The sequence below is a fragment of the Salinicola sp. CR57 genome (assembly GCF_003206585.1).
GTDB lineage: Bacteria > Pseudomonadota > Gammaproteobacteria > Pseudomonadales > Halomonadaceae > Salinicola > Salinicola lusitanus.
This window is the reverse complement of record NZ_PZJL01000005.1, coordinates 171,024-189,184: the sequence shown is the minus strand read 5'-3', so window position 1 is coordinate 189,184 and position 18,161 is coordinate 171,024. Positions and strand designations below refer to the sequence as shown.

The 18,161-nt window shown below is 64.7% G+C and carries 18 protein-coding genes; 8 read left to right on the top strand and 10 right to left on the bottom strand.

From position 1 onward, the window contains the following. Positions 1–27: 27 nt before the first annotated feature. The gene (locus tag DOM56_RS07475) at positions 28–705 is read right to left on the bottom strand and encodes a FadR/GntR family transcriptional regulator (protein ID WP_110708206.1); all 678 of its coding nucleotides are present in this window, start codon (positions 703–705) and stop codon (positions 28–30) included. Between the two features lie 155 nt (positions 706–860). On the opposite strand from DOM56_RS07475, the gene DOM56_RS07470 reads away from it, so the two are divergent. Both DOM56_RS07470 and nhaC read left to right on the top strand, forming a co-directional pair. Next, positions 861–2,024 (top strand): aminotransferase class I/II-fold pyridoxal phosphate-dependent enzyme, encoded by a 1,164-nt coding sequence (locus DOM56_RS07470; RefSeq protein ID WP_110708205.1) that lies wholly within the window; start codon positions 861–863, stop codon positions 2,022–2,024. 28 nt (positions 2,025–2,052) lie between these two features. Further along, a complete protein-coding gene (gene nhaC, locus DOM56_RS07465; RefSeq protein WP_110708204.1) occupies positions 2,053–3,531 on the top strand; it encodes a Na+/H+ antiporter NhaC in 1,479 nt (492 codons plus the stop codon). A 45-nt stretch (positions 3,532–3,576) separates the two neighbouring features. Here the strand turns inward: nhaC and DOM56_RS07460 are convergent, their stop codons facing one another. Beyond that, the gene (locus DOM56_RS07460; RefSeq protein WP_110708203.1) at positions 3,577–3,951 is read right to left on the bottom strand and encodes a VOC family protein; all 375 of its coding nucleotides are present in this window, start codon (positions 3,949–3,951) and stop codon (positions 3,577–3,579) included. Positions 3,952–4,326: 375 nt separating this feature from the next. On the opposite strand from DOM56_RS07460, the gene DOM56_RS07455 reads away from it, so the two are divergent. Further along, positions 4,327–5,784 (top strand): DEAD/DEAH box helicase, encoded by a 1,458-nt coding sequence (locus DOM56_RS07455; RefSeq protein ID WP_110708202.1) that lies wholly within the window; start codon positions 4,327–4,329, stop codon positions 5,782–5,784. 95 nt (positions 5,785–5,879) lie between these two features. On the opposite strand, the gene DOM56_RS07450 is transcribed toward DOM56_RS07455, so the two are convergent. The 4 genes from DOM56_RS07450 to DOM56_RS07435 form a co-directional block, all read right to left on the bottom strand. Then, positions 5,880–6,515: a TPM domain-containing protein gene (locus DOM56_RS07450; protein ID WP_110708201.1), complete on the bottom strand. Its 636-nt coding sequence runs from the start codon at positions 6,513–6,515 to the stop codon at positions 5,880–5,882. Positions 6,516–6,534: 19 nt separating this feature from the next. Beyond that, entirely contained in the window at positions 6,535–7,350 is an 816-nt protein-coding gene (locus DOM56_RS07445) for a TPM domain-containing protein (protein ID WP_110708200.1), read from the bottom strand. After that, entirely contained in the window at positions 7,350–7,973 is a 624-nt protein-coding gene (locus DOM56_RS07440) for a LemA family protein (RefSeq protein ID WP_110708199.1), read from the bottom strand. The genes DOM56_RS07445 and DOM56_RS07440 overlap by 1 nt, the downstream gene beginning before the upstream one ends. Before the next feature lie 125 nt (positions 7,974–8,098). Next, positions 8,099–8,566, bottom strand: a complete 468-nt coding sequence (locus DOM56_RS07435) for an HIT family protein (protein WP_110708198.1) — start codon at positions 8,564–8,566, stop codon at positions 8,099–8,101. 215 nt (positions 8,567–8,781) lie between these two features. Here DOM56_RS07435 and DOM56_RS07430 point away from each other — a divergent pair, with 215 nt between their 5' ends. After that, positions 8,782–9,603, top strand: coding sequence for a transporter substrate-binding domain-containing protein (locus DOM56_RS07430; protein ID WP_232822220.1), 822 nt, complete (start codon positions 8,782–8,784; stop codon positions 9,601–9,603). Between the two features lie 96 nt (positions 9,604–9,699). On the opposite strand, the gene DOM56_RS07425 is transcribed toward DOM56_RS07430, so the two are convergent. From DOM56_RS07425 to dbpA, 3 genes are all read right to left on the bottom strand, one after another. After that, entirely contained in the window at positions 9,700–10,707 is a 1,008-nt protein-coding gene (locus DOM56_RS07425; RefSeq protein ID WP_110708196.1) for an NAD(P)-dependent alcohol dehydrogenase, read from the bottom strand. A 138-nt stretch (positions 10,708–10,845) separates the two neighbouring features. Further along, positions 10,846–11,706 carry a PA4780 family RIO1-like protein kinase gene (locus tag DOM56_RS07420; protein WP_110598678.1) on the bottom strand — a complete coding sequence of 287 codons (861 nt, stop codon included), beginning with the start codon at positions 11,704–11,706 and terminating at the stop codon, positions 10,846–10,848. Between the two features lie 32 nt (positions 11,707–11,738). After that, positions 11,739–13,187, bottom strand: coding sequence for an ATP-dependent RNA helicase DbpA (gene dbpA / locus DOM56_RS07415; RefSeq protein WP_280951285.1), 1,449 nt, complete (start codon positions 13,185–13,187; stop codon positions 11,739–11,741). A 229-nt stretch (positions 13,188–13,416) separates the two neighbouring features. On the opposite strand from dbpA, the gene DOM56_RS07410 reads away from it, so the two are divergent. Next, the gene (locus DOM56_RS07410) at positions 13,417–14,145 is read left to right on the top strand and encodes a YebC/PmpR family DNA-binding transcriptional regulator (protein ID WP_110708194.1); all 729 of its coding nucleotides are present in this window, start codon (positions 13,417–13,419) and stop codon (positions 14,143–14,145) included. Positions 14,146–14,240: 95 nt separating this feature from the next. On the opposite strand, the gene DOM56_RS07405 is transcribed toward DOM56_RS07410, so the two are convergent. Continuing rightward, positions 14,241–14,831: a lipid-binding SYLF domain-containing protein gene (locus tag DOM56_RS07405; RefSeq protein WP_110708193.1), complete on the bottom strand. Its 591-nt coding sequence runs from the start codon at positions 14,829–14,831 to the stop codon at positions 14,241–14,243. Between the two features lie 240 nt (positions 14,832–15,071). On the opposite strand from DOM56_RS07405, the gene DOM56_RS07400 reads away from it, so the two are divergent. The 3 genes from DOM56_RS07400 (at position 15,072) to DOM56_RS07390 (ending at position 17,947) form a co-directional block, all read left to right on the top strand. After that, positions 15,072–16,073, top strand: a complete 1,002-nt coding sequence (locus DOM56_RS07400) for an ABC transporter ATP-binding protein (RefSeq protein WP_110708192.1) — start codon at positions 15,072–15,074, stop codon at positions 16,071–16,073. Next, positions 16,070–16,831 (top strand): ABC transporter permease, encoded by a 762-nt coding sequence (locus DOM56_RS07395; RefSeq protein ID WP_110598683.1) that lies wholly within the window; start codon positions 16,070–16,072, stop codon positions 16,829–16,831. The genes DOM56_RS07400 and DOM56_RS07395 overlap by 4 nt, the downstream gene beginning before the upstream one ends. A gap of 84 nt (positions 16,832–16,915) precedes the next feature. Beyond that, the gene (locus DOM56_RS07390) at positions 16,916–17,947 is read left to right on the top strand and encodes a nucleoid-associated protein (RefSeq protein WP_110708191.1); all 1,032 of its coding nucleotides are present in this window, start codon (positions 16,916–16,918) and stop codon (positions 17,945–17,947) included. The last annotated feature ends 214 nt before the right edge of the window (positions 17,948–18,161 follow it).

The window sequence follows — 18,161 nt, the reverse complement described above, 5'->3', positions numbered from 1 at the left end:
TCGTTCGGCGATCAGTTCAGCGTTTGCCTAACGCATGATCTCCACGTTATGCCGCGTGGCGGCCATCAACTCGCCGAAAGCGGTCACGGCCGCTTCGACATCGCGCCGGCGCATCGCCGCCAACAGCGTCAAGTGGTGCGGAAAACTGGCATCGAAGACCTGGTTTCGGTCCTGGGGCGTCTGCCACGAGACGTAGAGCTCGGAGTGAATCGAGCGTATCAGTTCGACCAGCACCTGGTTGTGACTGGCGCGATAGATGGCGAGATGGAACGCCGAGTCCGCCTCGTGGACACGCAGAAAATCGTCGGCGGCGCGGGCGACCTGGTAATCCGACAGGTACTGCGCCATCTCGTCGAACTGGGCCTCGCTGGCATGCAGGGTGGCCAGCGCGATGGCCTTCTCCTCCAGCACCAGTCGCACGTCCAGCATCTCCAGCAGGTGGCGCCGCGCATCCGTCACTTGCAGTCGCGAGAACAGACGGAAGGTCTGCTGATCGCTGACATAGATCCCCTTGCCGTTGACGACCTGGATCACGCCCTCGGCCTCGAGCCGCTTCAGCCCCTCGCGCAGCGTGGAGCGCCCCACCCGCAGGCGCTGCATCCATTCGGCCACCGATGGCAGTCGATCCCCGGCCGACAGCCGTTGCTCGGCGATATAGCTGCCGATCTCGCCGGCCACCGTGTCGGATAAGTAGAGTCTTTTCATCACTGTCCCGCTGATGCCGCTGGGCGGCCGTAGGCAAAAACGGTAACCACAAACCCGCTTAGGTTCAATTGAAGCGCCAGTCACCCTGTGATAATCCTACCTATCAGACAGGCTGACACCATGACACTTTCCGCTCACCCACCCTGGCGATTTTGATGGCATTCGACGACAACACCTCCGACGCCGCTCGGGATTCCGAGATCTGCACCCACGCCTTCGAGGAACACCAGCGCTACGAGGGGGCGATCGCGCCCCCCATCTATCAGACCAGCCTGTTCACGTTCCCGACCCTGGAGCGCTTCACCGAGGTGATGCGCGACGAGCGCAGTCATTTCGTCTACAGCCGCGGGCTCAACCCGACCGTGAAGCTGCTCGAGGACAAGCTCGCCGCGCTGGAGCGGGGGGAGATGGCCAAGGCCTTCGCCTCGGGCATGGGCGCGATCAGCGCGACGATGATGACGCTGCTCGACCAGGGCGACCATGTGCTGCTGGTCAACCAGGCCTACGGCCCGACGCGCCAGCTGCTGGAGCAGATGGCACGATTCGGCGTGAGCTTCAGCGAAACCGGCGGCAGTCGCGGCGAGGTCGAGGCAGCCGTGCGGGACAATACCCGGTTGATCTACATCGAGAGCCCCTCGTCGATGCGCATGGCGCTGGCCGATCTCGACGGCATCGCCGAGCTGGCCCGAAGCCGGGACATCCTCACCGCCATCGACAATACCTGGGCGACCCCGCTGTACCAGAAGCCGCTGACGCACGGTATCGACCTGACCCTCCACACGCTCTCCAAGTATATCGGTGGCCACAGCGATCTGGTCGGCGGGGTCGTCGTCGGCCGGCGGGAACTGGTGGCGCCGATCTTCGAGCACGGCCACCAGTTGCTGGGGGCGGCACTCTCTCCCCACAGCGCCTTCCTGGCCCTGCGCGGCCTGCGCACGCTGCCGATCAGGATGCGCCAGCACCAGGCCAATGTCCTGGAGGTCATCCGCTACCTGGCGACCCAGCCCTCGGTGACGGGGCTCCACCACCCCTGTCTCGCCACCGGCGAGGCGGCAGCATGGGCCGAAAGACAACTGAGCGGCCACGCCGGATTGCTCAGTTTCGAGATCGTCGATCCGTCCTATGTTCGCATCGCCGGTTTCATCGATACCCTGCGCGTCTTCCGCATCGGCGTGAGCTGGGGCGGCTACGAGTCGCTGGCCATCTCCCAGCGCCAGCCCGACGACACCGGCTCTGCCCTGATTCGCCTGGCGATCGGACTGGAGGACGTCCAATCCCTGCTCGACGATCTGGAGCGCGCCTTCCGCACGCTGCAATAATCCCGTCACGTCAACCGGAGACGCCACGATGGTCACCACCCGACAACAACAACCCGGGTTTCTCGCCTCGCTCGGACTACTGCTCGTCATTGCCGCCACCATCATCTACGGCATCGTCATCGCAGCGTACGAAACGGAGATGGTCCTGATCACCGTCGGCGTCCTGGCGACGCTGTTCGCCGTCGCCCACGGCCGCCGCTGGGACGACATCATGACCATCCTCGCGGACAAGATCCGTACCGCGACCATCGCCATCCTGGTGCTCTACAGCATCGGGCTGATCATCGGGACCTGGCTGGTGGCCGGCGCCATCCCCTACTTCATCTACTATGGGCTGGAACTGATCGACCCCGGCTATCTCTACGTCATGGCGTTCGTCGCCACCGCCATCGTCTCGACCTGCACCGGGACCTCATGGGGATCGGCGGGCACCATCGGCGTGGCGATCATGGGGATCGCCGGAGCCATGGAGATCAACCTGGCGATCACCGCCGGCGCTGTCATCTCGGGGGCCTATTTCGGCGACAAGCTGTCACCGCTGTCCGATACCACGATCATGGCGTCGATGGTGGTCAAGGTGGACCTCTACCGCCATATTCGCTATCTGATGTTCACCTCGGTGCCATCCTGCCTGGTCGCGGCGCTCGCCTACTGGATACTGGGCACCAGCCTCCACGGCGATGCCCAGTCGCCGGCCATCGCCGCCACCACCACCCAGATCGAGGAGCTTTTCACCCTCAATCCGATCCTGCTGCTCCCGGCGGTCATCATCCTGACCGGATCGATACTCAAGAAACCCACGCTGGTGGTGCTGTTCGCTTCGACGCTGTGCGCCATGCTGCTGGCGCTGTGGGTACAGGGCCTGCCGCTGTCGGTGGTGGTGGAGGCCGCCGTCTCCGGCTTCAGCGTCGACATGCTGCCCTCCGCACAGGCCGGACAGATCAACGACACGCTGCGAACGCTGCTGGAACGGGGCGGCCTCTACAGCATGCACGGCACCGTGCTGTTCGTGTTCTGCGCGTTCTTCTTCGCCTCGGCGCTGGAGGCCTCGGGAGCGCTCCATGTGGTTCTCCACCGGACGCTGGAGCACGTACGTTCCGCCAGCGGTACCATCCTCGCCTCGCTGCTCGCCGGTCTCTGCATCATCTTCTCCACCGGCAACAGCTACGTGACCTTCTTCCTGACCCGCGAGATCTTCGCCGACCAGTACGCCAGCAAAGGGCTTCATCCGCTCAATCTCTCGCGCAGCCTGGAAGACGGCGGCATGATCCCCGAGCCGCTGGCGCCATGGACGGTCTCGGCGGTCTACATGGCGGCGACGCTCGGCGTATCCACGCTCGACTACGCCCCTTGGGCGCTGTTCAACTATCTCGGGATCGTGTTCTCGGCGCTGCTGGCGATCGCCGCGCCCTGGACCGGCAGTTTCGGCGTACGCCGACTGGCGCCGGAGGGGAATCCGCCTCGCGCTCGGGTCAATGGAGTTACGGCGGCGAGCGATCCCCGCTGAGCCTTGCGGACACCCATCGTCGGGCCGGCAATGGGTGTCCCTCGATCACGCCCAGGCATTGACGTTGTCGGCATCCTCGAAATCCGGCCGCTGGGGATGGACGACACAGAACCGATGGCCGGTCGGCGCTTCCATGACGGTCCAGCGCTCCAGGCGCTCGACCACCTTGGCCCCCAACCCTTCCAGCCGGGTTACTTCCGCCTCGATATCGTCGGTCTCGATATCCAGGTGCACCCGGCTGGGGTGATCCACCTGCTGAATCAGCACATCGGGCTGATCCGCCGGCGTAGCCAGCTTGCCGTATTTCTCGTCGGTCTCGTGACAGGGCCAGCCCAGTGCCCGGGACCAGAAATCGATGGCGGAAGACTTCTCTCCGCCCTGGCTATCGATGACGAGCGCTGCCAGACGGCTTCTGTGCATCGTCGTTCTCCTCTCCGTCATGTGAATCCGGAAGTCGTATCCTCATCCAGCATAGCCAGCACCAGGCATGACGACCTCCCCGACCGGCTGCCACCGCCCCAGTCAGTCCTCACTTCGCCGCGAGACCGGTTCGCTCCTGCCCCGGCCCGGCTTCGAATCGATTCACACCAGGCGTCACAACGGGATGGCGGCGGCGGCGCACATGCGTTAAGCTGCGGGCCCATTGCCGTTACCTGTCTGACCGTCGTCACGCGAAGCTGAAAGAGTCGACGACCCTCCATTTTGCCGCCTCCAGGCGCATCAGCCAGCACTGGCATTCCCCGGTAGAGCGTAGCCGCTTCGCTTCGCCATTCGCCGCGACCTAGAGAATACCGAATGAGTTTTGCCTCACTGGGCCTTAGCGCCCCGTTGCTGAAAGCCGTTGCCGAGCAAGGCTATGACACCCCCTCCCCGATCCAGTCACAGGCGATTCCCGCCGTTCTCGAGGGAAGAGACGTCATGGCCGCCGCGCAGACCGGCACCGGCAAGACGGCGGGTTTCACCCTGCCGATCCTTCACCGTCTGTCCCAGGGCGATCGTCCCCGGGCCGGTTCACAGATTCCTGTGCGCGCGCTGATCCTGACCCCGACCCGCGAGCTCGCCGCTCAGGTCGGCGAGAGTGTGGCGACCTACGGCAAGCACCTGCCGTTGAAAAGCGCCGTGGTCTTCGGCGGTGTCAAGATCAACCCGCAGATCGCCACCCTGCGCCAGGGTGTCGACATTCTCGTCGCCACCCCTGGTCGCCTACTCGATCTCTACCAGCAGAAAGTGGTTCGCTTCGACAAGCTCGAAGTGCTGGTACTGGACGAAGCCGACCGCATGCTCGACATGGGCTTCATCCATGACATCCGCAAGATTCTGGCCGTGCTGCCCAAGCAGCGCCAGAACCTGCTGTTCTCGGCGACCTTCTCCAACGACATCCGCAACCTCGCCAAGGGCCTGGTCAACGATCCGGTCGAACTCTCGGTGACCCCGCGCAACGCCGCCGCGGCGACGGTGAAGCAGTGGGTCCATCCGGTGGACAAGAGCCGCAAGCCGGCGCTGCTGTCGCACCTGATCCAGACTCACCAGTGGCAACAGGTGCTGGTCTTCACCCGCACCAAGCACGGCGCCAACCGCCTGACCAAGTACCTCGAGGGCCAGGGCATCGAGGCCGCGGCGATTCATGGCAACAAGAGCCAGAATGCCCGTACCAAGGCGCTGGCCGACTTCAAGAGCGGTGGAGTCCGCGCCCTGATCGCGACCGATATCGCCGCACGCGGGCTGGATATCGACCAGTTGCCGCAGGTGGTTAACTTCGAACTGCCCAACGTGGCGGAGGACTACGTCCACCGTATCGGCCGTACCGGCCGGGCCGGCGCCAGCGGCCAGGCCGTCTCGCTGGTGAGCCTGGACGAGAAGAAAGAACTGGCCGGCATCGAGCGCCTGATCAGCCAGCGCCTGACCAGCGAGGCGGTGGCTGGCTTCGAACCCACGCCCGGCGGTGGCCCCAAGGTCGACGAGAACGAAGGACGCCAGCCCCGCGGCGGCCAACGGCGTGGTGATGGCGGCCAGCGCCGCGGCAACGGTGGTGGTCGCGGCAACAGTGCCGGCGGGCGCGGTGGCGATTCACGCCGAAGCGAAGGCCGTGGCGCTTCCTCGGGCCAGGGCGGCTCTCAAGACGACAACCGTGGCAACCGCATCGACAGCGGCAACCGTGGCAACCGCAGCGGCGATGCCCCGGCCCAGCGCCGGCAGCGCTCGCGCGGTGGCCAGCGCCGCAGCGGCGGCGGCACGCCCAACGGTAACGTCTGACACCCGCCTCTCGGCCAGCCCCAAACGACAACGCCACCGNNCGGTGGCGTTGTCGTATCCGGACGTCGGATCCTCGCCGAGGCGAGGCCCAGCACTCAGTCGAGCACGACGAGCCGGTTGGGCAGTTCATTGCGCTCGTGGGTCGCCGGCACATGGGCCTCGAGCAGCTCGCCACAGCTATCGATGCAGTCCAGAAAGCCCTGCAACGTCTCGCCGGCTTTGACGCGAGCGGTGAACGCCTCGACGATCGCCTGCCAGGTATCGTCGCTCAAGCGTGCCGAGATGCCCCGATCGACGAGGATCTCGACGTAGCGCTCGGCCTCGGAGACGAAGATCAGCATACCGGTACCCGCCTCGGTGTGATGCAGGTTCTGCTCCAGGAACTGGCGCCTGGCCAGGTTGGAGGCGCGCCAGAAACGCACATGCCGCGGAATCAGTCGCGTCAGCACCGGCGGCAGCCGGAACACCACCGCCAGCACGATGAAGACCAGCCACTGCGCCAGCAGCAGATACCAGGCGCTGCTCCCGCCCAGCCACCCCAGCCAACTGGCGATGACGCTCAACGCGCCGGGGACGATGAGCGCCGTCAGTCCAGCCCACAGCAGCGGAATATAGGTGTAATCGTCGGCCTGACGCGCCAGGACGGTGACGACCTCGGCGTCGGTGTCGCGCTCGATCCGGGTGATCGCATCGCCGACTTGCCGTTGTTCGCTTTCACTCAATAAAGCCATGCTGTCGTTATCCTGTCGTCTACCAGCCACCGGACGCGCCGCCGCCGCCGAAACCACCACCACCGCCGCCGAAGCCGCCGCCCCCGAAACCACCACCGCCGCCGAAGCCGCCGGAACCGCCGAGAGCGCCGAGAGCGCCGCCCAGCAGCACGCCGCCCATGGCGCCTCCGCGCCGGCGCCGTCTGCCGCCGCGTCCACCACCGCCACCGCCGCCACGCACGATCAGCATGACGATCATGAATAGCGCGAAGAACCAGATCCCGGCACCACCCAGGTGACGGGATTCCTGCTGGGCGGGCTGAGGCGGCGGAGCCGCCTCAGCCTGGGCGTCGCCGCCGAGCGCTGCGATCATCGCCTGAACGCCACCCGTGATCCCGCCGGCGTAATCCCCCTTGCGAAACGCGGGGGTGATGGTCTGGTTGATGATCGCGGAAGACCGGGCGTCGGTCAGCCGGCCCTCGAGGCCGTAACCCACTTCGATCCGCACGGCGCGCTCGTCCACGGCGACGATCAGCAGCGCGCCGTTATCCTCCCCCTCCTGGCCGATACCCCAGTGGCGGCCGAGCTGGTAGCCGTAGTCCTCGATGGCCTCTCCCTGAAGGTTCGGCAACGTCACCACGACGAGCTGCTCGCCGGTCGCCTCCTCGTGGGCCGCGAGCATGTCGGTCAGCCGATCGCGGGTCGAGGCATCCAGCAGGTCGGCGTTGTCGACGACGCGCCCGGTCAATTCGGGAAAGTCCGGGGCCGCCTGGGCGAGCAACGCGAATGCCATTAGCCAGAGGCCCAGCGTCAGCGAGATAGCGCGCGTGTACGTTCGTCGCGTCGGACAGCGCATCAGAACTCCACCTTGGGCGCCTGGTCGGCGTTCTCCGCGGTGGCCTCGAAGTTCTCGCGAATCGGCATATCGCTGTAGAGCACGCTATGCCAGATCTTGCCCGGGAAGGTCCGGATTTCGGTGTTGTACGCCTCGACCGCCTGGATGAAATCGCGACGTGCCACCGCGATCCGGTTTTCGGTGCCTTCCAGCTGCGACTGCAGCGCCAGGAAGTTCTGGTTCGACTTCAGATCGGGATAGCGCTCGGAAACCGCCATCAGCCGGCTCAGCGCCCCGGTCAGCTGGCTCTGGGCCTGCTGGAACTGCTGCAGTTGCTGGGGATCGTTCAGCGTATCGGCATCGACCTGGATCGAGGTCGCCTTGGCCCGCGCTTCGACGACCGCCGTCAGCGTCTCCCGCTCCTGGCTGGCGAAGCCCTTGACCGTCTCCACCAGGTTGGGCACCAGGTCTGCGCGGCGCTGATACTGGTTCTCGACCTGGGACCAGGCCGACTTCACCTTCTCGTCCAGGGTCGGAATGTTGTTGATGCCGCAGCCGGAGAGCGACAGCATCAATACCAGCAGCAATAGCCACCGCCACGGTTGACGGGCGGCGACGGGCAAGGCGGTCACGGGTGTCTGCATGAAGGGTTCCCGGTTGAAGGAGATTGGAGATCGGAGCCTCGAGGGTTCGCGAATGCGCGGGCCCTGGCGGCGATGACGCCAAGTTACAGGTTGGCCGGCGCCATGGGAAGGCGGTTCCCCGCCACTTAGGCCGTGTCGCCGGCGACCCGGATCCGGGCGGCAAGCGCTGCCAACTCGGCATCGTCGGCACGCCGGTAGTCATGGGAGGAGAGATAGCCTTCGTAAACGTCGAAGTACTTGTCGACCCTGGACTCGACCGGTTTGAACGCGGCGTCGTCCCCCGTGCCATGCATGGGGAACAGCTTGGCGTGGAGATGATCGACGCCGTAGCCCTCGAAGAACATGCCGCAGCGGGCCACGCCCTCCAGCGCCCGATCCAGGCGCCTGGCCACCTGCTTGGTCGCCACGATCAGCTCACGCAGCACCGCGTCTTCCTGATCGAAGGCATAGCTGCCGTGATGCGCCTTGGGGATCACCACCGAAAAACCCTCGGTATTGGGGAAGATGGAGAGAAAAGCCAGGTGCGACTCGTCTTCCCAGATACGGTGGGCCGGCGCACGACCGGCGACGATGTCGCAAAAGATGCAACTCATGAGGGTCCCTTCTCTGTATTGGACTGATGACCGATGGCCGGCCCTCCACTAGCCAATGGTCGATCATGAAGCGTCAATCGATCCCCCCGAGCGAAACCTTTCGCATCGCCATGGCGTGTCGATCCCGGCTCGTTTCCTGGCCTTCGTGAGTACCCTGCGCGATCATCAGGCGGTGCATCGATCACAACAACATGGACAACACCAAGGATCCTATAGTGACACAACCTTTCAACCACCGAGTCACCCTCTCCCTCGTCGCCGTGGCGATCGGGCTCGGCCTGTCTTCCACCGTTCAGGCTGCCGCTCCGCAGCACGTACGAATCGCCGTCGACGTGCCCTATCCGCCGTTCGAGTATCGCAATGCTGACGGTGAGCTGGAGGGGTTCGAGATCGACCTGGGCAACACCCTGTGCCAGCGCGCCAAGCTCGACTGCGAATGGGTGGTGCAGGGCTGGGACGGCATCATCCCCGGCCTGCTCTCGCGCAAGTACGACGCCATCATGTCGTCGATGCGGATCACCCCGGCGCGGGAGCGCCAGGTGCTGTTCACGCGCCCCTATGCGATGTCGCCCAAGGTGTGGGTCGCCCGCCGCGGCGAGACGATCGATCTCGACGACCCCGCCTCGCTGAAGGGATTGTCGGTCGGCGTGCAGCGCGGCACCACCCAGGACAGCTACATCACCCAGCAATACGCGGACACGCTCGACATTCAGCGCTACGCCACCGCGGCCGATGTGGCGCTGGACCTGGAGTCGCAGCGGCTCGACCTGGCTTTCCTCAACTATCCGGTGGCGCTGGATTCACTGGAGATCGGCAGTCCCGACAGCCAGTTCGTCCAGGTGGGCCCGCGCATCGACCGGCCGGAGTCGATCTTCGGCAAGGGCAACGCCATCGCCGTGCGCCCTCGCGACCAGGATCTGGCCGACATCTTCAACCAGGCGCTGGATGGCGTTTACGCGGACGGCACGTTCGAAACCCTGATGCACCAGTATTTCGACTACGACCTGCGCCCCGCTTCCCGCAAGACGGATAGCTGACAGCGATCGGAAGGTGTGAAAAAGCGCCGCCGGACANNTGTCCGGCGGCGCTTGCGGTTTACCTCAGGTGGCCACGCCAGTGATTGACGCTAACGATCAGAACTCAAGGCAGATCTTGCCGAAGTGCTTGCCGGACTCCTGGTGGCGGAAGGCATCGGCGATTCGGTCGAGCGAGAACGAACTGTCGATGACCGGTTTGAGTCCGGTGATCTCGAGGGCGCGGATCATCTCGATCTGATGACGACGGCTGCCCACGATCAGCCCCTGCAGCCTGGCCTGCTTCGCCATCAGCTTGGAGGTGGGAATATCGCCGCCGCGACCGGTCAGGACACCGATCAGCGAAATGTGGCCGGCAATGGCCACGGCGTCGATGGATTGCGGCAAGGTGCCCGGTCCGCCGACTTCGATGACGTGATCGGCACCGCGGCCATCGGTCAGCGCCTGGACTTTCTTGCCCCATTCCGGCTCTTCGCGGTAGTTGATAGTGTGATCGGCGCCCAGCGCCTTGAGCCGGGCGATCTTCTCCTCGGTGGACGAGGTCGAGATGACCCTCGCCCCCATCGCCTTGGCCAGCTGCAACGCGAAGATCGAGACACCGCCGGTCCCCAGCGTGAGCACGGTATCGCCGGCCTTGAGACCACCATCGACCACCAGCGCGCGCCAGGCGGTGAGGCCGGCCGTGGTCAGCGTGGCCGCTTCGGCGTGGGTATACCCCTGGGGCGCATGGGTGAACCAGTGGGCGGGGCGTACCACCTGCTCGCGGGCGTAGCCATCGACGCCGTCCCCCGGCACCGTCTTGAAGTCGGCCACGCGTGCCGGTCCATCGAGCCAGTGGGGGAAGAAGGTCGAGACGACATGGTCGCCGGTGGCGAACTCCGTGACGCCCTTGCCGACGGCCTCGACGACACCCGCGCCGTCGGCCATGGGAATACGTCCCTCCTCGGTCGGGGATTTCCCGCTGGCGACGACATAGTCGTGGAAGTTGAGCGAACTGGCGTGAAGGCGGACGCGGATTTCTCCCGGGCCCGGCTCTCCCGGCCCTTCGACCTCGTGCAGCTTGAGCTGGTCCAGGCCGCCGGGAGACTTGAGATTGATGACTTGCATGGGGCACTCCTCGAACGCGACGACCTCGAAGGATCGCCTGATGGTGTGCTCAGAGTGTAGACGCTCCCCTCCCGCACCGATCAAGCCGTGCCGACGACGCCCCGCTTTTTGCCGGCATGACAGCTGCCTCGTCGCCCACTACCACGCCGGCTCGTCGTCATCCTGCTCCCGCGCCTGGCGCTCCGCCGCTTCTTCGCGGGCGGCGTCGATGACCTGCATGACATCGCTGACATCGACGAGCGTCGCATCCGGCACGAACCGACCCGTGAGCCGAACCTCGGGGTGGAGCTCGCCCGCCTCGTAGAGCGCCCAGATCTCCTTGCCGTAGTCGGTCTTCAGCAGTGCCGGTTCGAAGCGACCGAAGTAGCCGCGCAGATTGTCGACGTCGCGCACCAGCATCCAGGGCGCGTTGTTGTTGCCCGCCGCATCCACCGCCTGGGGCAGGTCGATGATCACCGGCCCTTCGGCACCGACCAGAATGTTGAACTCGGACAGGTCGCCGTGGATCAGCCCCGCGCACAGCATCTGGACGACCTCGCCGATCAGGCGCTGGTGATACTCGAGCGCCAGCTCCGGCGTCAATTCGACGTCATCGAGACGTGGCGCAACGTCGCCATCGGCATCGACGATCATCTCCATCAGCAGCACGCCATCGACGAAGCCGTGAGGCGTCGGTACTCGCACGCCCGCTTCGGCGAGGCGATAGAGCGCGTCGACTTCCGCGTTCAACCAGGCAGACTCCTGCTCGCGCTGACCGTAGCGGGTCTTCTTCGACATCGCCCGCGCGCGGCGGCTGTTGCGCACCTTGCGGCCCTCCTGGTAGGCCACCGCCTGCTTGAAGCTGCGCTGCTTGGCTTCCTTGAACACCTTGGCACAGCGCAGCTCGTCACCGCAGCGAACCACGAAAACCTGGGCCTCCTTGCCACTCATCAGTTGACTGACGACCTCGTCCACCAGGCCATCCTCGACCAACGGCTGCAATCGCTTGGGTACTTTCATGCTTTCGCTATCCTCACAGGTCCTCGCTATCCTCAGCGTCCGATTCGGCGCACCCGGCAGCTGCGCCCTTTCAGTTTACCGGCGCTCAACGTCGTCAGCGCCTGCTTGGCGATACCGCGCTCGACCGCGACATAAGCGCTGCGATCGAGCACCTTGATCTTGCCCACCTGGTCGCCTTCGATGGCGTCGTCACCGTTGGTCAAGGCCCCCAGCACGTCACCCGGGCGGATCTTCTGCTTCTTGCCGGCGTCGATCTGGAGCGTCGCCATGCGCGGTTGAAACGGTTGTTGTCCGGCGCCGGCACGGCCAGGCAACGGCTCCACCGGCAGTCGTTCACCCAGGAACGCCTCGAGACGTTCGAGTCGATAGGCCTCCTTCTCGGTCAACAGCGTGCAGGCCACGCCGCTCGCGCCGGCACGCCCCGTTCGGCCGATCCGATGCACATGCACCTCCAGTTCACGGGCGATCTGGTAATTGAATACCGCATCCAGGGCGTCGATATCCAATCCGCGTGCCGCCACGTCGGTCGCGACCAGCACCGAGAGACTCTTGTTGGCGAACCGAATCAGCGTCTGGTCGCGATCGCGCTGCTCGAGATCGCCGTGCAGCGCCTCGGCGCTGAATCCCATGGCGGCCAGTTCGTCCGCCACCGCCTGGGTCTCGCGCTTGGTATTGCAGAACACCACGCTGGATTCCGGCCGGTAGTGCAGCAGCAGCTGGCGGAGTGCCGCGAGACGGGCCGGCTCGTCGGCGACCTGATGGAAATGCTGGTGAATGCTCTGCTCGTCGTGGGTCGAGGCCACTTCCACCGTCACCGGCTCGCGCAGCATGCGCTCGGCCACCGGGCGCACGCTGTCACCATAGGTGGCACTGAACAGCAGCGTCTGGCGTGTCGCCGGCGTCGCCGCGACGATGGCGTCGAGGGCGGCCTGAAATCCCATGTCGAGCATGCGGTCGGCTTCATCCAGCACCAGCACGCCGAGCGCGGACAGATCCAGCGATCCCTTGCGCAGATGCTCTTCGATGCGGCCCGGCGTGCCGACGACGACGTGCGCCCCGTGGGAGAGCGAGTTCAGTTGCGGGCCCAGCGGTGCGCCGCCGCAGAGCGAGAGAATCTTCACGTTGGCCAGCATGCGAGCCAGCCGGCGCAGCTCCTCGGCGACCTGATCGGCCAGCTCGCGAGTCGGGCAAAGTACCAGCGCCTGGACCTGGAACCGGGTGACCTCGAGTGCCGACAGCAGGCCGAGCCCGAACGCCGCGGTCTTGCCCGAACCGGTCTTGCCCTGGCCGATCACGTCCCTGCCGTCCAGGATGGGCGGCAGGCTGGCGGCCTGAATCGGGGTCATCGTCAGATAGCCCAACGAGGCAAGATTGTCCTGCAGCGCCGGCGGCAGCGACAGCGAGGAGAACGGCTCGGGCGAGTACGCCGAGGCTGACTGTTCCTCGCCGCGGCGCGTCTCGTGATGGTCGGTATCGGGCACGGCAGGCGCTCCTGGTCGAGATGAAGGGATCGATGCAGTCAACCGGCGGACGCCTCGGTCTCGCCATGTCATGCTCGGGCGCGGCAGAATAACAGAGCACGGCGAGATTGACGCCGTCTCGTCGCCCGGGGGTGGTCAATTGGTACCGGAAAGGCCAAATAAACCTGCAACATCGGCGCGATGTTGCGTAAAATCTCGCCCGTCGTTGACAACCTGATAGGTAGTGACAATGGGTAGGGCCTTCCAGAATCGCAAGGAATCCATGGCCAAAACGGCCGATGCCAAGACCAAGGTCTACAGCAAGTATGGTCGCGAAATCTATGTCTGCGCCAAGTCCGGTGGCACCGACCCCTCCGGCAACCTGACGCTGCGCGGGCTGATCGACAAGGCCAAGAAGGACCAGGTTCCCTCGCACGTGATCGACAAGGCGCTCGACAAGGCCAAGGGCAGTGGTGGCGAGGACTTCTCGTCGGCACGCTACGAAGGCTTCGGTCCCGGCAACTGCATGGTGATCGTCGAGTGCCTGACCGACAACCCGAACCGGACCTTCGGCGACGTGCGCGGCTGCTTCACCAAGACCAAGAGCAAGATCGGCACCCAGGGCACGGTCAGCCACATGTTCGACCACTGCGCGATCTTCGCCTTCGCCGGAGACGACGAGGAGGCCGTGCTCGAGGCGCTGATGGAAGCCGATGTCGACGTTACCGACATCGAGAGCGAGGAGGGCCGCATCACCGTCTTCGCGCCGCACACCGACTACGCCAAGGCCAAGCAGGCGCTGCTCGATGCCTTGGGCGAACTCGAGTTCGAGGCCGACGAGATCCAGTTCCTGCCGCAAACCCATACGCCGGTCGAAGGCGATGACGTGGCGATGTTCGAGAAGTTCATCGACATGCTGAACGATCTCGACGACGTGCAGAACGTCTATCACAACGCCGAGCTGCCCGAGAGCGCCTGACCCCTCGCGCCCGCCGATCTCCCGGCTTGCTGCAAAAAGAAAACCCACCTCACGGTGGGTTTTCTGCGCTGGGCCGGTGAATCACTCGGCTCGACTCAGGGGCTGACCTTGGAGATCTTGGCGCCGTTGAGCGAAACGCCACCCTGGATGCCCTGGTTGTTCATCACGAATGCCACCACCTCCTGGTTGGCGGTGTTGTTGGTGATCTGGCCGTTGGCACCGATATCCGCCACCGCGACCCCGGCGCTGGCGCCTACCGACCAGTCGTTGTCGCTGCGTACCCGATTGAGCGCCTTCTCGGTCATCAGCATGTAGACGATGGCCTGGGACTGGGCCCCGGCCTGGAAGCCGATCGAGCCGCTGGTGGTGGTGTAGTAACCCGCCTTGGCGCCATCGATCAGCAGTGAGCCGTCGCCATGGCTGGCGCCGACGATGAAGCTGGCGCCCAGCACGCCGGGGAACACCAGTACGCCCTCCGCGCGCTCCGCCAGTGACCGAGCCTCCGGCACCGAACGGTAGAGCCGATCCAGCGTCTGTTGCACGTCCTGGTCTAGCTGCTGGCGCTGAGACAGGCGACTCTCCCTGTCGGAGGTCGTCGTCGTGGTACAGGCGGACAGCGCCGTGCCGCCGAGGACGGCAGCGAACAACACGATGGCGGTGCGATGGATAAAGGAAGAACGTGGCATGAATGGCCTCCTTGCTGATGCGAGCTCGGTCTCTTTTCGACACCGGCCTTATCGGTAAGATTTTTTATGTTGCCTGTTCGTTATAGCCAACTCTGTGCCATTACGCCCGTTTACGCCCATGGCAGGGCCCCTTTCACGCTTTCCCGGCCCCATCGGCACGCTCCCGCTCTCTGACGGGTCCAGCCGGCGCGCTTTTTCGCCTACAATGATGGCCCCTCACGTCACGATGTATCGCCTTTCATGAATCACGAGACGCCCACAGCGCCAGAGCACCAGGCCAAAGCCGACTCCCCCGCCGACCGGCCGGCGCCGGTGATCGCCATCTCCGGCCTTTCCAAGCGCTACGACTCCGGTTTCGAAGCGTTGAAGCAGATCGACCTGGAGATCCAGCGCGGCGAGATATTTGCGCTGCTAGGTCCCAACGGGGCCGGCAAGACCACCCTGATCAGCATCATCTGCGGGCTGGTCAATGCCACCGGCGGCAGCGTGGTGGTCGACGGTCACGACAGCGTCACCGACTACCGCGCGGCCCGCGCCAAGATCGGCCTGGTGCCCCAGGAACTGACCAGCGATGCCTTCGAGACGGTCTGGAACACGGTGCGTTTCAGTCGCGGCCTGTTCGGCAAGCCGCCCAAGGACAGCCATATCGAGCAGGTGCTCAAGGCGTTGTCGCTCTGGGACAAGCGCAAGAACAAGCTGATCACGCTCTCCGGCGGCATGAAGCGCCGTGTCCTGATCGCCAAGGCCCTGGCGCATGAGCCGGAGATCCTGTTCCTCGACGAACCCACCGCGGGTGTCGACGTCGGGCTGAGGCGCGACATGTGGGAAGTGGTCAGGGAGCTTCGCAACAGCGGCGTGACCATCATCCTGACCACACACTACATCGAGGAAGCCGAGGAGATGGCCGATCGGATCGGCGTCATCAATGGCGGTGAGATCGTGCTGGTACGGGAGAAGGCGGCGCTGATGCGCCAGCTCGGCAGCAAGCAGTTGACGCTGCACCTGCAGACGCCGCTGGCCAGCGTGCCGCCCGCGCTGGCCCACCACCCGTTGACGCTGGCCGAGGACGGCAACGTGCTGGTCTACACCTACGATGCCAGCGAGGCCGGCGATAGCGATCACGTCAGCATCAGCGCGCTGATCAACGAGATCGAAGCCGCCGGGATCCGCTTCAAGGACCTGCATACCAAGCAGAGTTCGCTGGAAGATATTTTCGTCAACCTGGTCAGAGAGCGCCCATGAACCTGCAAGCCGTCCGCTCCATCTATACTTTCGAAATGGCGCGTGCCGGGCGCACGCTGCTGCAGAGCCTGATCTCCCCGGTCATCTCGACTTCGCTCTACTTCGTCGTCTTCGGCGCCGCCATCGGCTCGCGCATCCAGGAGGTCGAGGGGGTCAGCTATGGCGCCTTCATCGTGCCCGGTCTGATCATGCTGATGCTGTTGACCCAGAGCGTCTCCAACGCCTCCTTCGGCATCTTCTTCCCCAAGTTCACCGGCACCATCTACGAGGTGCTGTCGGCACCGATCTCGTACTTCGAGATCGTGCTCGGCTACGTCGGTGCCGCCGCCTCCAAGTCGGCCATCCTGGGGCTGGTGATACTGGGCACGGCCAACTTCTTCGTCGACCTGCATATCCAGCATCCGTTCATGATGATGCTGTTTCTACTGTTGACCGCCCTCACCTTCAGCCTGCTCGGCTTCATCATCGGGATCTGGGCGGACAGCTTCGAGAAACTGCAACTGGTGCCGCTGCTGATCATCACGCCACTGACGTTTCTGGGCGGCAGCTTCTATTCGATCGATATGCTGCCACCGTTCTGGCAGGCGGTGACGCTGGCCAATCCGGTGGTCTATCTGGTCAGCGGCTTCCGCTGGAGCTTCTACGGCATCAGCGACGTCAGCGTGATCGCCAGCCTGGTCATGATCGGCGTCTTCCTGGCCGTCAGCCTGGCCGTCATCAGCTGGATCTTCCGCACCGGCTATCGCCTCCGTCCCTGAGGAGGCCCCGGCCAGGATACGTCATCGTCTCTCTCGCGGGCTGCCGGCCGGTGGCCCGCCCTTTCACGCTTCACGAGCCATCTCATGCCGATACTGCAGACCTGCGCCCACCGCGTCGATAAACCGGGCGACGAACAGCCCGCCACGCTGACGAGCGGCGAAGCCATGAGCGACATCGCCACGGCAGAGTCGCTGCTGGCCGCGTTCAACTCGAGCTTTCACGGCAAGCCCAAGGCGTGGGGGCACTTCGTCGAAAGTGAGGCGGAAGATAGCGATGACACCAACGGCGAAATGGCGTCATCGTCGCGTTTCGCCTACGAACTGGCGCGCTATCGACGCGGCGAGGTCAACTTCACCGACTTCACCCGCCAGACCACCGAGAGCCTGACGCCGCTGATCGACGCCCATCTCTCGATCGGTGGCCACTGGTGGTTCGTCCACTCACGCCAGGGCGAGGCGGAAATCCTGACCCTGACACTGCTCCATCAGCGTGACGGCTACGGTGTCGATTCCGATCTCAACATCATTCCCGCCCAGCAGCTCAACCTGGGCCAGTTGATGCTGGCAGCGCGAATCGACCTGACCCAGTGGCAACGGGGGGAGTCACGCCAGTACATCACCTACGTGCAGGATCGGGGCAACAAGAAACTGGTGGAAGCCTTTCGACAGTGGCTGGGGTGTCAGGAGGGCGTCAACGCCGGGGCCGAGACGCGCACCCTGCTCAAGGCGTTCAGCGACTACGTGGAAAACGAGGATCTGCCCGAGGAGGCGAGCCGGGAGAAGACCGACACCCTGATCGACTATGCCAATGCCCAGGCCAAGCGTGGCGAGCCGATCACGCTGGACGAGCTCTCCGAGCTGGTCGACGAGCAGCACCCCAAGGCGTTCTACGACTACATCCGCAATCAGGATTACGGCCTCGCCGCGGAAATTCCGCCGGACAAGCGCACCCTGCAGCAGTTCAAGCGCTTCGCCGGGCGCGCCAGCGGCGTTTCGATCAGCTTCGACTCCCATCTGCTCGGCAACAGCATCGAATACGACGATGAGCGGGATCGGCTGATCATCAAGCAAGTACCCGATCAGTTGAAGGACCAGATCAAGCAGCGCGGTCACTGAGCCGCCCCCTCGCGCGGCGTCCAGGAGACGCCGCCACCCTCTTTCTCTTCGTTCCCGCCTCCCATCCTGCCGCGTCGACGCCGCCTGTCGCTGTAGGTCGACACCTCTCGAAACTCAATCGCCACCGCAGCGTCTTTTAGCGTCGACAAAAGTTAAATTGCACTTCAATAAAAATTGAATTTTGCCGATAGGAATTTAACTACGCGGGCCCGCG